At 59.3% G+C, this 15,011-nt stretch carries 14 protein-coding genes; 7 read left to right on the forward strand and 7 right to left on the reverse strand.

Going from position 1 to position 15,011, the window contains the following annotated elements; genetic code table 11:
- The first annotated feature begins 103 nt into the window (after positions 1–103).
- The 4 genes from ACR0NF_RS09825 (at position 104) to ACR0NF_RS09840 (ending at position 4,363) form a co-directional block, all read left to right on the forward strand.
- Positions 104–937 carry an ABC transporter ATP-binding protein gene (locus tag ACR0NF_RS09825; RefSeq protein WP_480471391.1) on the forward strand — a complete coding sequence of 278 codons (834 nt, stop codon included), beginning with the start codon at positions 104–106 and terminating at the stop codon, positions 935–937.
- 19 nt (positions 938–956) lie between these two features.
- The gene (locus tag ACR0NF_RS09830; RefSeq protein WP_480471392.1) at positions 957–2,174 is read left to right on the forward strand and encodes a phenylacetate--CoA ligase family protein; all 1,218 of its coding nucleotides are present in this window, start codon (positions 957–959) and stop codon (positions 2,172–2,174) included.
- A gap of 93 nt (positions 2,175–2,267) precedes the next feature.
- Complete coding sequence (locus tag ACR0NF_RS09835) at positions 2,268–3,932, forward strand: ABC transporter permease (RefSeq protein WP_480778174.1); 1,665 nt, start codon at positions 2,268–2,270, stop codon at positions 3,930–3,932.
- 80 nt (positions 3,933–4,012) lie between these two features.
- Positions 4,013–4,363 (forward strand): DUF2794 domain-containing protein, encoded by a 351-nt coding sequence (locus tag ACR0NF_RS09840; RefSeq protein ID WP_480471394.1) that lies wholly within the window; start codon positions 4,013–4,015, stop codon positions 4,361–4,363.
- Here ACR0NF_RS09840 and ACR0NF_RS09845 read toward each other — a convergent pair.
- The 3 genes from ACR0NF_RS09845 to ACR0NF_RS09855 all read right to left on the reverse strand — a co-directional run bounded on the left by ACR0NF_RS09845 (position 4,360) and on the right by ACR0NF_RS09855 (position 6,929).
- Entirely contained in the window at positions 4,360–5,097 is a 738-nt protein-coding gene (locus ACR0NF_RS09845) for a C40 family peptidase (RefSeq protein WP_480471395.1), read from the reverse strand. The genes ACR0NF_RS09840 and ACR0NF_RS09845 overlap by 4 nt on opposite strands.
- Complete coding sequence (locus tag ACR0NF_RS09850) at positions 5,094–6,476, reverse strand: leucyl aminopeptidase family protein (protein ID WP_480471396.1); 1,383 nt, start codon at positions 6,474–6,476, stop codon at positions 5,094–5,096. The genes ACR0NF_RS09845 and ACR0NF_RS09850 overlap by 4 nt, the downstream gene beginning before the upstream one ends.
- Before the next feature lie 63 nt (positions 6,477–6,539).
- On the reverse strand, positions 6,540–6,929 hold the full coding sequence (locus ACR0NF_RS09855; protein WP_480667807.1) for a hypothetical protein: 390 nt from the start codon (positions 6,927–6,929) through the stop codon (positions 6,540–6,542).
- Between the two features lie 142 nt (positions 6,930–7,071).
- On the opposite strand from ACR0NF_RS09855, the gene ACR0NF_RS09860 reads away from it, so the two are divergent.
- From ACR0NF_RS09860 to ACR0NF_RS09870, 3 genes are all read left to right on the forward strand, one after another.
- Positions 7,072–7,722 (forward strand): carbonic anhydrase, encoded by a 651-nt coding sequence (locus ACR0NF_RS09860; RefSeq protein ID WP_480471398.1) that lies wholly within the window; start codon positions 7,072–7,074, stop codon positions 7,720–7,722.
- 93 nt (positions 7,723–7,815) lie between these two features.
- Positions 7,816–8,352, forward strand: coding sequence for an SRPBCC family protein (locus ACR0NF_RS09865; RefSeq protein WP_480778175.1), 537 nt, complete (start codon positions 7,816–7,818; stop codon positions 8,350–8,352).
- A gap of 213 nt (positions 8,353–8,565) precedes the next feature.
- On the forward strand, positions 8,566–9,684 hold the full coding sequence (locus ACR0NF_RS09870) for a DUF1996 domain-containing protein (RefSeq protein WP_480471400.1): 1,119 nt from the start codon (positions 8,566–8,568) through the stop codon (positions 9,682–9,684).
- Positions 9,685–9,746: 62 nt separating this feature from the next.
- Here the strand turns inward: ACR0NF_RS09870 and ACR0NF_RS09875 are convergent, their stop codons facing one another.
- The 4 genes from ACR0NF_RS09875 to ACR0NF_RS09890 all read right to left on the reverse strand — a co-directional run bounded on the left by ACR0NF_RS09875 (position 9,747) and on the right by ACR0NF_RS09890 (position 14,866).
- A complete protein-coding gene (locus ACR0NF_RS09875) occupies positions 9,747–11,375 on the reverse strand; it encodes a DUF4139 domain-containing protein (protein ID WP_480667752.1) in 1,629 nt (542 codons plus the stop codon).
- Positions 11,376–11,507: 132 nt separating this feature from the next.
- Entirely contained in the window at positions 11,508–12,530 is a 1,023-nt protein-coding gene (locus ACR0NF_RS09880; protein WP_480667753.1) for an aspartate-semialdehyde dehydrogenase, read from the reverse strand.
- Between the two features lie 113 nt (positions 12,531–12,643).
- Positions 12,644–13,678 carry a glycosyltransferase family 4 protein gene (locus ACR0NF_RS09885; RefSeq protein WP_480471403.1) on the reverse strand — a complete coding sequence of 345 codons (1,035 nt, stop codon included), beginning with the start codon at positions 13,676–13,678 and terminating at the stop codon, positions 12,644–12,646.
- A 15-nt stretch (positions 13,679–13,693) separates the two neighbouring features.
- Positions 13,694–14,866 (reverse strand): MFS transporter, encoded by a 1,173-nt coding sequence (locus ACR0NF_RS09890; RefSeq protein WP_480471404.1) that lies wholly within the window; start codon positions 14,864–14,866, stop codon positions 13,694–13,696.
- Positions 14,867–15,011 lie beyond the last annotated feature (145 nt).

Genomic DNA, 15,011 nt, shown 5'->3' on the forward strand with positions numbered 1-15,011 from the left:
GCTGCGCCCCGAACGATCTGGGGCGCATAGACAATCGGAGCGGCGGGTTGCCTGCCGCTCCTCACGAACCGCCCCTGAGGGGCAGGCATGAGGACACGCGCTGATGCTGGATGCGGCACAAACCACCGACGTGCAGGCGGAAACCCTGCTTGAGGTCAACAATATCGAGGTGATCTACAACCATGTGATCCTCGTGCTGAAAGGCGTCAGCCTGACTGTGCCCAAAGGCGGCATCACGGCCTTGCTGGGCGGCAATGGCGCGGGCAAAACCACGACGCTGAAGGCGGTATCGAACCTGCTGCATTCAGAACGTGGAGAGGTCACCAAAGGCTCGATCAAGTACCGCGGCGAGAGCGTTCACGAAAGTGATCCCGCCGATCTGGTGGAAAAGGGCGTCATTCAGGTGATGGAGGGCCGCCATTGTTTTGAACACCTCACGGTCGAGGAAAATCTGCTGACCGGCGCTTATACCCGCAAGGATGGCTCGGCTGCGATCCAGCAGGATCTGGAATTGGTTTACAATTACTTCCCGCGCCTCAAGGAACGCCGCCGCAGCCAGGCCGGTTATACTTCGGGTGGAGAGCAGCAGATGGTGGCGATGGGCCGGGCGCTGATGTCGCGCCCCGAGACCATCCTGCTGGATGAACCGTCGATGGGTCTGGCCCCACAGCTGGTTGAAGAGATTTTCGGCATCGTGAAGGACCTGAACGAGAAAGAAGGCGTGTCCTTCCTGCTGGCCGAACAGAACACAAATGTGGCTCTAAGGTTTGCGCATTACGGGTATATTCTGGAATCCGGTCGCGTGGTGATGGACGGCCCCGCCGCGGAACTGCGCGAAAACCCGGATGTGAAGGAATTCTACCTCGGCATGTCGGATGAAGGCCGCAAAAGCTTTCGCGATGTGCGCTCATACCGCCGCCGCAAGAGATGGCTGTAAGCGGGTGGAGGATATTTCGATGACCTATTTCGACAAGCTTGAAACCCGATCCGCCGATGAACGCAACGCCGATCACGCGCGCGCTTTGCCTGAACAGATCGCGCGCGCAAAATCGGCCCCCGGCTATGCGGATATACTTGCCGGGATCGACGCGAACGCCGTGACCAGCGCCGAGGCACTGGCCAGTTTGCCGGTGCTGCGCAAGTCGGATCTAATACAGGCGCAGGGCTCCCGCCCCCCGTTTGGTGGCTTTACTGTCAAACCCGCGCGTCATTTCCAGCATGTGTTTCAGTCGCCGGGCCCGATTTATGAACCGGGCAGCACCGACCATGACTGGTGGCGGATGGGCCGGTTCCTGAATGCCGCCGGGGTTGGCCCGGGCGATATCGTTCAGAACTGCTTCGGTTATCACCTGACACCTGCCGGGATGATCTTTGAAAGCGGCGCACAAGCCGTTGGAGCTGCCGTGCTGCCCGCAGGAACCGGGCAAACAGAGCTGCAGGTGACCGCAGCGCGGGACATAGGTTGCACCGCTTACGCGGGCACGCCGGATTATCTGAAGATCATCCTCGACAAAGCTGATGAGATGGGGGTCGCTCTGCAATTCTCGAAGGCCGCTGTGGGTGGCGGTGCGCTGTTCCCATCTCTGCGTCAGGAATATGCGGATCGGGGCATTGCCTGTCTACAATGCTATGCGACAGCTGATCTGGGCAACATCGCCTATGAAAGCCCCGCCATGGAAGGCATGATCATCGACGAACATGTGATTGTTGAGATCGTCACCCCCGGCACCGGTACGCCGGTCGCACCCGGAGAGGTTGGTGAGGTGGTGGTGACGACGCTCAACCCCGACTACCCGTTGATCCGCTTTGCCACGGGCGATCTATCGGCGATCATGCCCGGAGAATCCCCTTGCGGACGCACAAACTTGCGGATCAAGGGCTGGATGGGTCGGGCCGATCAGACCACCAAGATCAAGGGCATGTTTGTCCGCCCCGAGCAGGTTGCGGCGCTGGTCGACAAGCATGATGAGATCGTCAAGGCCCGCGTTATCGCCGCCCGCCAAGGCGAGATGGATACCATGACCGTCCAGATCGAAAGCCCCTGCGAGAATGATGGGGCCTATGCCAAATCGGTGGTCGAGGTGCTGAAACTGAAAGGCGCGATCGAGGTCGTGGCCCCCGGCTCTTTGCCCAAGGACGGGTTGGTGATCGAGGATCAGCGCGTCTACGAATAGCGATCTGCCGCAGATTTGTTGGCCCGCCCACTGGTGTTTCTTAGCGTTTTGGTCGATTAAAGGCAGACCCTGCGGGATTCTCAGTCAGACGCCATGGCCGAAGTCGAATATTCAGAACACGGAACGCACAATCGCGGAGCCTTGGGCACGCGATTGGTAGGCGGTATTGCGTACGCGGTGGCCGCAGCCTGCCTATTGCCGATGGTAGCCGTTGTTCTGGCGGCGATGACCGGCGGCACTGACACGATTTCCCATTTGTTAGAGACTGTTTTGCCCGGCTACGCCCTGACCACAGCGATCCTCGTGGTGCTGGTCGCGGCGGGTACGTTCTCGATTGGCGTCGGAGCTGCCTGGCTGGTTACGATGACACGCTTCCCCGGCGTGCGCGTGTTGGAGATCGCCCTGGTCCTGCCGCTGGCCTTTCCGGCCTATGTGCTGGCTTATGCCTACACCTTTATTCTGGATCACCCCGGAATCGTACAAACGACACTGCGCGAGGTCACCGGCTGGGGCCCGCGCGACTACTGGTTCCCCGAAATCCGCTCGACCGAGGGCGCAGCAGTGATGCTGATCCTCGTGCTCTACCCTTACGTCTACTTGCTGGCCCGCGCGGCGTTCTTGCAGCAAAGTGCCACGGCCTTTCTGGCGGCTCGGGCACTGGGCAATGGCCCGTGGCATGCCTTCTGGCGCGTCTCTCTGCCGATGGCACGCCCCGCGATTGCCGGAGGTGTGTTGCTGGCGGTGATGGAGACCATCGCCGATTTCGGCACCGTCGCTTATTTCGGTGTGCAGACCTTTGCCACCGGCATCTATACCAGCTGGTTTTCCATGGCCGACCGCGCCGCTGCGGCGCAGCTTGCCCTGTGTCTGCTGGGCTTTGCACTGGTCATGGCCGTGGCTGAGCGTACGCAACGGGGTAAGGCCAAATATTATCAGGCGGGCAAACGTCATGCGGTGCTGCCAGCGGCACAGTTGAAGGGTTGGCAATCGCTCGCGGCGTTTTTGCTCTGCGCGATTCCGGTCTTGTTCGGGTTCCTCCTGCCCGTAGTGATCCTTGTGCAGATGGGTCTGGAATCCGAGCAGAACCTGCTTTCACGCCGCTATATCGGTTTCATACAAAACTCACTGACGCTGGCCGGTACTGCAGCGGTGATCACGGTTTGCGCGGCAATTTCGGTGGGGTTCTTCCAACGTCTGCGCCCGGGGCGCGGGGCGGCTTCGGCAGCTTACATAGCACGGTTGGGTTATGCGGTGCCGGGCGGGGTGATCGCCGTTGGACTGATCGTGCCCTTTGCTGGATTTGACAACGCGCTGGATGCGTGGATGCGCCAAACCTTTGATATTTCGACAGGGCTGCTGGTCACCGGGTCCATATGGTTACTTATTGCCGCTTATATGGTGCGCTTTCTGGCCGCCGCGCTCAGCGCTTATGAAGGCGGCCAGAGCACGGTGCACGCCAATATGGACGCTGCCGCGCGGTCGCTGGGACAGAGTCCTCTGGGTACCCTGCGCCGGGTGCATCTGCCGATCCTGACGCCGTCGCTGCTAACCGCGCTGCTGATCGTTTTCGTCGACGTGATGAAAGAGCTGCCCGCAACCCTGATCATGCGGCCCTTCAATTTCGACACGCTGGCGGTTCAGGCGTATCGTTTGGCCTCGGACGAACGGCTTGAGGGCGCGGCGGTGCCGTCGCTAGTCATTCTGGCCGTCGGGCTGCTGCCGGTGATCCTGATTTGCCGTCAGGTCGGGCGTCGGTAACCGCACACGACGCTTCAAAAATACAACACCCGTTTTGCGCTGGGCTTGATTCAAATGCAATTTCCGGCAAGGCTTGTGGCATGAACATGCAGCCTCCCAGCCGGTTCGGGTCCGGCTCTGCCCAGATGCCGGTCGCGTTTGACCGGCGCGAGATGTCTCAAATCCTGTCAGTCTATGGCCGAATGGTCGCCGCCGGAGAATGGCGCGATTACGGGATTTCGAACCTGCGCGATACGGCGGTGTTTTCAATCTTTCGCCGGACGGCCGAGCATCCGATCTATCGGGTCGAGAAACACCCCCGTCTGCGGCTGCGGCAGGGGATGTATTCGGTGGTTGGTATGGACGGGCGCATCCTGAAGCGCGGACATGATCTGCGTGCTGTTCTGCGGGTGCTGGAGCGCAAACTGATCCGGGCTGTTGACCCGGATTAGAGCCTTTTATGCGCCGTGACTGGCCCATCGCCCTGTTGTGCAATGCGGGCAATCGCCTGATCCATCGGTTCCAGCGCAACCGCCATGTGATAGGCGTTGGCATGCAGCAGAAGGTTCTCGGCGGCGACCCATGCGACATGGCCTTTCCAGAACAACAGATCTCCGCGTTTTGGGGGGGTGCCTTCGGGCACGGGTTCACCAACGGCATGTACCTGATCGCCGCTGTCTCCGGGACAGGGAATGCCGCAGGCCAGAAGGGCGGCTTGCACCAGACCTGAACAATCCAGCCCGAACCGGCTGTTGCCACCCCATAGATATGGCGTGCCCAGAAACAGCTGCGCGGCAGCGACCGGATCGGTAAGGCGGGAATAGGCGGGCACCGCGTGAGCCTTGGGGATGAACCCCAGCGCCGTTTCCAAAAATCCATCCTGTTCTGACAGAACCCTGATTTTGCTTCCAAAACTCAGCGATATCTGATCGAGGCTTTTCATATCCGGCGCGGCATAGGCATGGGTCGCGGCGGCAACGATCCAATGCGTCTGTGGTTCAATCGGGCCTAGATTGTCTGTCACGACCCAGCCGGGGTAGCCGTCCTTTGCCGATATGATCCTGCTCCAACCGTCCTGCTCTTCGACGACGGATACGGTGTCTCCAAACAACAATTGCCGGTCGCGTGGCCCCTCGGGCTGACGCAGCAGATCGACGACCGGTCGGATAATGCGGGCTTCACTCATAGATCGAGAATCTCAGGCAGAGCGGTCAGCAGGGCGCGGGGACCTTGACCCAATCCGCCTTTGTTGCGCCCCGGTTCCTTGCCGCGTTGCCATGCATAGATGTCGAAATGCATGTACCGGCTGTTACCCACAAAACGACGCAGGAACAGCGCGGCGGTGATCGAGCCTGCAAATCCGCCAGATGGCGCATTGTCCAGATCGGCAATTCCCGGTTCGATCAACACCTCGTAAGGTTCGTGAAACGGCATTCGCCAGACCGGATCAGCAGCGGCACGGCCTGCGCGCGCCAGAGCCTCTGCGGCCCCATCATCATCGGTATAAAACGGGGCCAGATCGGCCCCCACGGCCACCCGCGCCGCGCCTGTCAGTGTTGCCATCGAAATCACCAGATCAGGCTCTCCCTCCTCGGCCAGTGCCAGAGCATCGGCCAGCACCAGTCGCCCTTCGGCATCGGTGTTGTTGATCTCGACGGTCAACCCGTTGCGCGCGGTCAGGATATCTCCGGGCCGGAAGGCGTTGCCCGCAACCGCGTTCTCAACCGCCGGGATCAGCACGCGCAGCTGCACATCCAACCCCAGCTTCATGATCATCTGCGCCAGCCCCAACACATTGGCGGCACCGCCCATATCCTTTTTCATCAGGCCCATGGAGGCGCCGGGCTTCAGATTCAGTCCTCCAGTGTCGAAACAAACCCCTTTGCCGACCAGCGTCAGCTTTGGCCCACTTCTGCCCCAGTTCAGCTCGATCAGGCGCGGCGCTTGTGCGGCGGCACGACCGACCGTGTGGATCATCGGGAAATCCTGTTCCAGCAGAGCATCGCCCGTGATGACCGAACAGCGCGCGCCACATTCCTCGGCAAGAACTTCTGCCGCAATCTGCAACTGCTCAGGCCCCATATCCGAGGCTGGCGTATTCACCAGATGTCGGATCAGAAGCTCGGCATTGGCCAGAGTTTCGATCCGCGCTGTATCGATGCCTTCAGGGGCGACCAGTTTGGCCTTGGCCGGGCTGCTCGGGGCGTATCGATCGAAAACATAGCCGGTCATTAGCCAGCCGAAGCATTCGGCCTCCAGCACGTCGGCCGGTACACCGGACGCGATGCGATAGGTGCCTTCGGGCAAAGCCTCGGCCGTTGCTGCCAGCGGAAAGCGCTTGCGCGCCCGCTTGGCTGCGTTGCCGTAGCCCGCCAGTGCAACCTCTGGTGCGCCCTCTGGTCCCGGGATCAACAAGGTCTGCCCCAAAGCAGCGGAAAAGCCATTCGCCGCCACCCAATTCTGCACCGGGCTGGGTTGATCCGATAGCCATCCATCAAGCTCGGACTGGTCGAGTACGTAGAGCGGAAGCGCAGGATCGGAAGGCGGGGCAAAGCAAAGGGTCATAGGTGTCTCGACTGGATCTTGTTGCGCCCAGACTAGCCGCCTGCGATCCGCCCGCAACCCCCCTCAGACGGAAAGGTCCTGCTGATCCCAGACCGCAGTCAGCGAGCGTTCGCCGACTCGGATCAGACGTCCCAGCGTCGCCCCTGTGGCCACCACATCGCCGGTATCGACCGCATGCGCAACATCGCCCGCGACGCGGGCCAGCGCCGTCATCCCGATCTGACCCGCGATTGCCACCAGTGACCTTGCGCATTTGCGCAATGCCGCCCAGTCCCGCTGCCGCCAGAAGCGTTGGCAATTCGACAGACGCACCGCCAGTTCCTCGACTGTGCGGCACAGCACGTCCAGCGCGTTGGCGTCGCCCAGCTGATGATACAGGCTGCTCAGCCGGTCCGGGTCCAGACGCACGGATTCCTTCTGTTCAAGCGTGATTATCTTTTCCACCACATTCACCCCTAATTTCATGCCCCCACGGCATAGGGTCACCCTGTCATCACATACCTTTGCAAATCGTTGCGCTGTATCGGGATAATGTCTCGAATTTTGTGCGAATTTGGGTTAGAGAGCAGAACAGTCAGACCACAGGAATATCAGAATGAAACTTGCCAAACCTTTGCCGAGCTATCTGGTCAAACGGTATCATGGTTGGAAAGCGACAACCTACTCGGAAAATCAGGTTTGGTACCGACGGCTCGCGACCGAAGGTCAGCGTCCACGGGCGATGGTGATTTCATGTTGTGACAGCCGGGTGCATGTCACTTCGATGTTCGGGGCGGATCAGGGCGATTTCTTCATCCACCGCAATATCGCAAACCTTGTGCCGCCCTACCTGCCGGATGGCGATCACCACGGCACCAGCGCGGCCATCGAATATGCGGTCACCGCGTTGAAAGTGGCGCATCTCATTGTGCTGGGGCATTCGCAGTGCGGTGGGGTGCAGGGCTGCATCGACATGTGCAAGGGGCAGGCACCACAACTGGAAGCCAAGGAAAGCTTTGTGGGGCGTTGGATGGAAATCCTGAAGCCGAAATTCGATCTGGTTGCCGATATCGAAGACAGCGCCGATCAGGCACGTCAGTTTGAACGCTATGCGGTAGTGGCCTCGCTCGAGAACCTGATGACCTTCCCTTTCGTGTCCTCGGCCGTTGAAGAAGGCGCGCTCAGCTTACATGGGTTGTGGACCGATATCGGTGAAGGTGGGCTGGAATGTTACGATCCGCATGAGAAGCAGTTCGTTACCGTTTGACCGGGCAAAACGCAGGGCAGCGTAGATCAGCCTCTGATCTACCGCCATTTTTTGATATGATCCTAACGTAGCTTTACGAATTGGATCATTCTCATGCGATTGCTGAAACGTATTATCGTCACTCTGATCGTGATTGTTGTGGCCCTCGCCGGGGTATCTTATCTGTTGCCCGGCAAGGCCGAAGTGTCGCGCAGCATCACGGTAGATGCCCCACCCGAAGCGATCTTTCCTTATGTGAATTCGATGCAGGAGACCGAGAAATGGTCTCCGTGGCTGTCACGCGACCCTGAAACAAAGCTGACCTACAGCGGGCCCGAAACCGGGGTTGGTAACACCCTGAACTGGAGCTCGGAGCATCCGCAGGTTGGCTCCGGGTCGCAGGAAATCGTCGAAAGTGTCGAAAACCAGAAGGTCAGAACTTCGCTCGATTTCGGGCCGATGGGCACGGCCTCGGCGTCATTTGTGCTGCAGCCCGAAGGGGCGGGAACCGAGGTTACCTGGGGGTTCACCTCCGATTTGGGTATGAACCCGATGACTCGCTGGATGGGGTTGATGATGGATCACTGGGTCGGTAGCGACTATGAGCGCGGCTTGGATAACCTGAAGGCGCTGGTCGAAGGGCAGAGCTGATTGATTGAGGATAACGCGCCCACTACGTAAGACGAAGGTATGAACCTGTCGCATCCGGTCTTCGGACCGCTTGCCAAGTATCCGACGGTTGGAAGCATCTGCTTGATCACATCTGCGCTCAGGCTTTTGACAGCTGGATCAGGTGTTGGTTAAATCAATTCGACGCCGCACCACTTCGACCTAGCACTCGGATAGGTGAAAGAAGAAGCGCAGATGACACAACGGATTTCTCAGACGGCTTGCTTCCGGTACCCGGGCACCCCGGCTCAATCGCGCGGAGGGCGATCGGTGCTGACGTGGTGTCTGGTCTCGACATTCGGTGTTGTAATTGATGGCACAGCACAATCGGCGCACGCACAGCACGTCGCGCCAGAATTCAACTATGTGGTGACGCGCGGAACCGAGAAAAGCTCTATGCCGGCACCGCAAGGTGGCAATGATGTTCTGGACCACCACGGTTTTCGCTTCTTCTGCGTCCCGTCGCATTATTCCTATCACGATCCGGTTGTCTTTCCGGGTCAGGAAGGGGCAGCGCATCTGCATATGTTCTTTGGAAACACAGAGGTCGACGCTCATTCGACCGGTGATCAAATCGCCAATTCAGGGCGAACGACCTGCGACGGGGGGATCACCAACCGATCGGCCTATTGGATACCGGCGCTCTATAACGAAGACGGAGAAGTTGTGCTGCCGACCCTGATCAACAACTACTATAAAAGCTGGGTGAATGATCGGAGTAAAATCAAACCAATTCCGGCGGGCCTTGAGATTTTGACCAATGCAGACGTAGAGGGCTCGGGCGGGATCGCTATCAGCAAGATTGACGAGGAACGATGGACAGCATCCATCCGAATTTCCCCGACTGATGGGCTCACGCTCGAGGTGATCTTCCCCGACTGTATCGCCGTTGATGAAAATGGGGACCCGGTTCTGTCCAGTCCGGGCGGAACTGACCACATGGCCTATTCACACGGCGATTGCCCGCTCTCGCATCCTTATACGATCCCGCAGCTGACTCAGAATGTGAACTGGGCTGGCGTGCCATTCGACTCGGGCTGGTCTTTCTCATCTGACCAAATGCACAATGTGCCCAAGGGCATGTCCGCGCATGCTGATTATGTTGCCGGATGGACAGAAGAATCCGCGCAGATCATGGCGGATTGTGTCCGCGATGGATTCAGGGAATGTGGCCCTGGACTGCAGGCGCAATGGCAAGATCAGTTCTTCGCCCCGGACGGCAGCCGGGTCTATGATTTTTTCAAGGTTGCAGACGGGGTCTCTGCGACACCTGTGGCACTTGGGGGATTGCCTCCGATGCTAATGCAGCACTAGATCAATCATCATTATAGTCGGTTCCAATGCCGCAGCAGCCCGGTCTGACGGGGCAGGGATAATCAGTCCAGCACCATCCCTTCAGGCCAGTTGATTTCCTGATCCAGCAGAATGATTTCGGGCTGACCCGGCGCCAGATCCATATCCCACGCAAGAATACCGCGCTTGTCGTCGACGTTTTCTTCGGTCGGTCGGGGATTTGCGGTCCAGCTGATCTCAAGATCTTCCTGTTCGGAATAAGGCACGCGATCAACAAGCCGCAAAGGCCAGGCGCGATCTGTCAGGTTTTCCACAGTGATCTGTGCCCGTTCCACACGCTGGTTCGAGCGGGAAATCAGGCCGGTGTCACCGCTGCTGCGATCCAGAATTCGGCGGTCAACGGTCACGCCATAGAGCGGGCCAAAACCCATCTCCACTTGCTCGGATGGCCCAATTTCAGGAGAATATTCAGTGGCCACCAATACGCCATTCACACGCCACCGCGCCAAGGGTGCCGTCAGCAGGTTCTGCTTGTAAGGGTTGGTGAAGCGGGCCGTACGAAAGGCTGTTTTATCCCGCAACGGTATCGCGAGGGCATAGACCTCGGCGGATTGCGTCATGCTGTCCAGTTCGAATTCGGCCAGTTCATGATCACTGGCGATCGAGACCGGTTGCGGCAGCGTATAGGTAATCCCGGTGCCCTGCACCGACGCAGCGCTGGGGGCCCATTGAGAGGTCTCTTCGACGACCACGGGCGCTTCAACCACGCCTTCTGCCAGGCTCGCAAATCTGTCCTGGGCCTTTGGTTCTTCCCGGATCGATCTGCGCTGCGGATAAAGCGGTGAGGCGCTGTTTTGGCCCACCGGCTGCAGCGTCGAGACATGCAAGGTGATGTCCTTCCAGTTCTCTCCGGTGCTCTGATTGACCCGAATCTGCCGGCTGATTGTGACTTCGGGCGCGTCGCCGGTGGTCAGGTCGAACTCATAACCCGGTACCCAGTTGGCCGAATAAAAGTCCAGATAAGACACCGATACGGTGCTGTTGATGGCGCTGTCTGCGACCACATCGACGGCCAGAAACAGACGCTCCTCGGTTTCGGGAACCAAAGCGGCCAGATCATCTTGGGCGGCTTCAAGTTCGAGCTTCAGATCACCCAGCTCTTTGCGGATTGTCCGTGCTTCGATTTCGGCGGACTGAACGGTTTCTTCAGCAGACAGTCCTTCGTCACCGACCATGCGGGCGATCTCGCGCAGGCTGTTGGCATCTGATCCGGCCAACCCTTCGTTGCTGCCCAGATTGGCCAGGAACGCAATTTTGTGCCGCGCGGCATCAGCCTTTAGCAACGCCGCATCAGCACGATCCTGCACTTCAATAATCTTGTCTTTGATATCCTCGATGCGCTGCTCGGCCTGTTTGATATCGTCGCTTGCGTAATCGTGCCACGGTACATCATCTCCGCGCACCACCAGCGCGGTCTGTGTCAGACCCTCAGCATGGACCTGCATCGTCGCAAGCTGAGTGTCGGTATCGTTGGCCGGGACCCCCAACAAGACCAATCGGTGACGCCCGGCCGGAATATCCAGCAACCCGGTTCGGATCACCTCGGCCCCTTCAGGGTAAACAGTGACCTCACTGACCTTGGTGTCGATTGCAAAGGTGTCGGCCTGAGCAAGAGTTGGGGCGAGGGCCAGAAGATATAGAAGCTGTCGCATGAAATCTCGCAAAAGAAACGGTGTCATCTTCCCGCAAGGGTTGCAGGCAATTCAGCCTCTGACAAGCCTCAATAAAGAAAAGAGGCCGCATCTTTCGATACGACCTCTTCGCATTCAAGTTGTTGAAACGGCTCAGCCCTTTTTCAGAACCTCACGGCCCAGCAGTTCGGCGATCTGTACCGCATTCAAAGCCGCACCTTTGCGCAGGTTGTCGGATACACACCACAGGTTCAGGCCGTTCTCGATGGTCGAATCCTGACGGATGCGGCTGATGAAGGTGGCGAAATCGCCCGCGCATTCGATGGGCGAGACGTAGCCACCGGCTTCGCGCTTGTCGATGACCATGATGCCCGGTGCTTCACGCAGGATGTCGCGGGCTTCGTCTTCGTCCAGGAATTCCTCGAACTCGATATTCACGGCCTCGGAATGGCCGACAAACACGGGAACGCGCACGCAGGTCGCGGTGACCTTGATCGACGGATCGACGATCTTTTTGGTCTCGACAACCATCTTCCACTCTTCCTTGGTTGAGCCGTCTTCCATGAAGACGTCGATCTGCGGAATGACGTTGAAGGCAATCTGCTTCTGGAATTTCTTCGGCTCAACCTCAGTGGTCGGGTTGTAGATGGCCTTGGTCTGATCCCAAAGCTCATCCATGCCTTCCTTACCGGCACCGGAAACCGACTGATAAGTCGACACCACAACGCGCTTGATCTTCGCACGGTCATGCAGCGGCTTCAGCGCGACAACCATCTGCGCGGTCGAGCAGTTGGGGTTGGCGATGATATTCTTGTTCTTGTAGTCGTGGATCGCCTCGGGGTTACATTCCGGCACGATCAGCGGAATCTCCGGGTCATAGCGATACAGCGACGAGTTATCGATCACCACGCAGCCAGCTGCCGCCGCCTTAGGGGCGTAGACCTTGGTAGCCTCGGAACCCACAGCAAACAGCGCCATGTCCCAGCCAGTGAAATCGAATGTGTCCAGATCTTTGGTAGTGAGCGTCTTGTCGCCAAAAGTCACCTCAGTGCCCAGCGAACGACGGCTTGCCAGGGCGGCAAGTTCATCGACGGGGAACTGGCGTTCCGCCAGGATGTTCAGCATTTCGCGGCCCACGTTGCCCGTGGCGCCGACGACTACGACGCGATAGCCCATTTCATGTCTCCAAAGTTAAGGACGCGCGTTCATAGCCGCGTTGCGGCAAAGAAAAAAGAGGGGTTTCGGCTTATTTCACTCTGCCACAGCGATTTGACGCAGTTCAGAGCGATTCAGTCCTGTTTCAGCAACGTTCGGTAAACCTCGACGATGGCCTGAGCCTCGCCTTCGATTCGAAAATTCTGTTCGACATGGGTTCGCGCGGCCTTCCCTGCAGCAGCGAGCGCAGTGCGATCCTGCAGCATATCCTCCAGCGCCTCAGCCAGCGCTCGGGCATTGTCCTTTTCGACCAGCCGTCCGGTCTCACCATCCTTGATCTGCGCGCTGAACGCGCCAACCCCATGGCAGGCAACGGCAGGAACACCCGAGGCCATCGCCTCCAGCGGCGTAAGGCCGAAACCTTCGTGTCGCGCAGGGGCGACGAACAGGTCGAGCGCACGGTAGGTCTCGACAATCTCATCCCAGGGGCGTTCACCCAGAAAATGCACGCGGTCGCCAAGCCCGGCATCCTGCAGCTTTTGTTCCTGTTCAGCCTGAAACGCTTCGAATTCCTTGGTGGCGCGCCCGGTGAAGATCACATGGGCGTCCGCGTGATTGGGCAGGACCTGCAGGGCGGCCTCAACCAGCAGATCGACCCCTTTCTGAGGGCGAATACGGCCAAAGCAGCCGATCAACAGCCCGTCTGGCAGGCCAAGCTTCTGACGCAGGGCGTGCTTATCCTCGGCGGGATGGAACAGTTCGGTATTCACACCATGCATGATGACGGTTGCGGGATGTTCCAGAAACGAGGCCGCCTGAGGGGTCGTCGCAATCAGCGCATCCATCTTCGAGATCAGCCGCTTGGTGAACCCGGAATGATCCCGTTGCGCGGCCGATGTGAACAGCAGCTTGTAATTGCGCCGAAGCACAGTGCGCAGGGCCAGACCCATCAGCATCTCGGTGTTGCGGCGCGCATGCCAGACCCGTTTGCGATTACGCAGAAACAGCAGTTTCCAGAGTCTGATATGGGGCAAATCATCAGGCAGGCCGGGCCCGGTGGCGCGGATGCTGATCATCTTCTGCTGGATTGGCAGCAGCCGGATCACCGTGGTTGTCACGCCCGACAGGGAATGCTTCAGATTGGGCGCAATCACCTCAATGTCCTGCACGGGCGGTCTCCGGTTTCAGTCCACGCTGTCCCGACTGAATAGATAGATCATGCAGCCAATGGCAAGGGCGGCGGCGAAAAAGCCGAAGATCGCGGTATAGGGCGCGGCTGGGCTGATCCCGGCGCTGGCCGCATGGATGCGTCCGGTGGCAAACTGCGCCAGCCCAACGCCGCCGACGCCAAAGAGGTTCAGCAGCGTGACGCCCCGCCCGACCAGATGCGGGGGTACAAAAGCCCGGCCATGGGCCATGATCACCGGAAAGCTGGCGCCCATGAAGCCGATCACGGCGAGCAACAGAACTGAGGTCCATACGCCGCGGTCGATCCACAGGCACAGCAGACCCAGCGCCGTGGCTCCCATCAGGTTTCCGCCCAGGATCACCCATTTCCGGGTGCCCAGGATACGGTCCAGCGGCCCATAGGCGAAAGTGCCCGCAATCATCGCGGCCCCCATGATCAGGGTTGCCGTCCCGATCTGAGAAGTACTCAGCCCGAACACGTCATTCAGATACGGACCGGCCCAGAGCCCTCGGGTCGCCCCCGAGGGCGCATAGGCCACAAGCATGAGCGGCAGAATGGCCCACAGCGCAGGTTCTTTCAGCAGGTCCAGAACCGATCCTTTTTGCTCGGTTTCGACCTTTTTGGGATCATGCACCGTCAGCCAGATCCCCGCGGCCACCACACCTGAGATGATCGCGAGCCCTGCCAGCGTGGCGCGCCAGCCCATCAGCTCGACCGCCAATGCGGTCGGGTAAGAGGCCACAAGATTGCCGACAGACCCCACCCCCAGCATCACTGCGGCAAGCGTGGCGAATTTGGCGGGCGGAAACTCTCGGGCGAAGATGTAGTAGGACGCCATCAGGACAGGCGAACATCCAACCCCGATTAGCGCCATGGCGAGTGCCACATGGAACGGAGTGGTGGCGACAGCGAACAGGCCAGCCCCGCCTGCGCCTCCGATCAGCAACAACGCCGCGGAACTGCGCCTTGGACCGACACGATCCAGCGCCCAGCCGACGGGTATCTGCATCGCGGCAAAGATCAGAAACCAAAGGCCCGAGGCAAAGGCGAGGTCCTCGGGCGTGGCCCCGATATCCCGGCCCAGATCGGTGGTCAGGACGGCGAGGAATGCGCGAAAAAACTGGCTCAGGACATAAGCCAGACACAAAACGATCAATCCTGCCTGCATCTACTGCCCCTTCGCCTGAATGCTTTGCAGCGATGCTTGGCACGTCATGCTGGCCTGCACAAGCATGCGCGACGTCCCATCAGGGGCGGACATTCTTCACTTTTGGGCTATGTTCAGATCAGCTTTAAGATTTTCAGAGAGCACC

The sequence above is a fragment of the Ruegeria sp. CF4 genome (assembly GCF_056537345.1).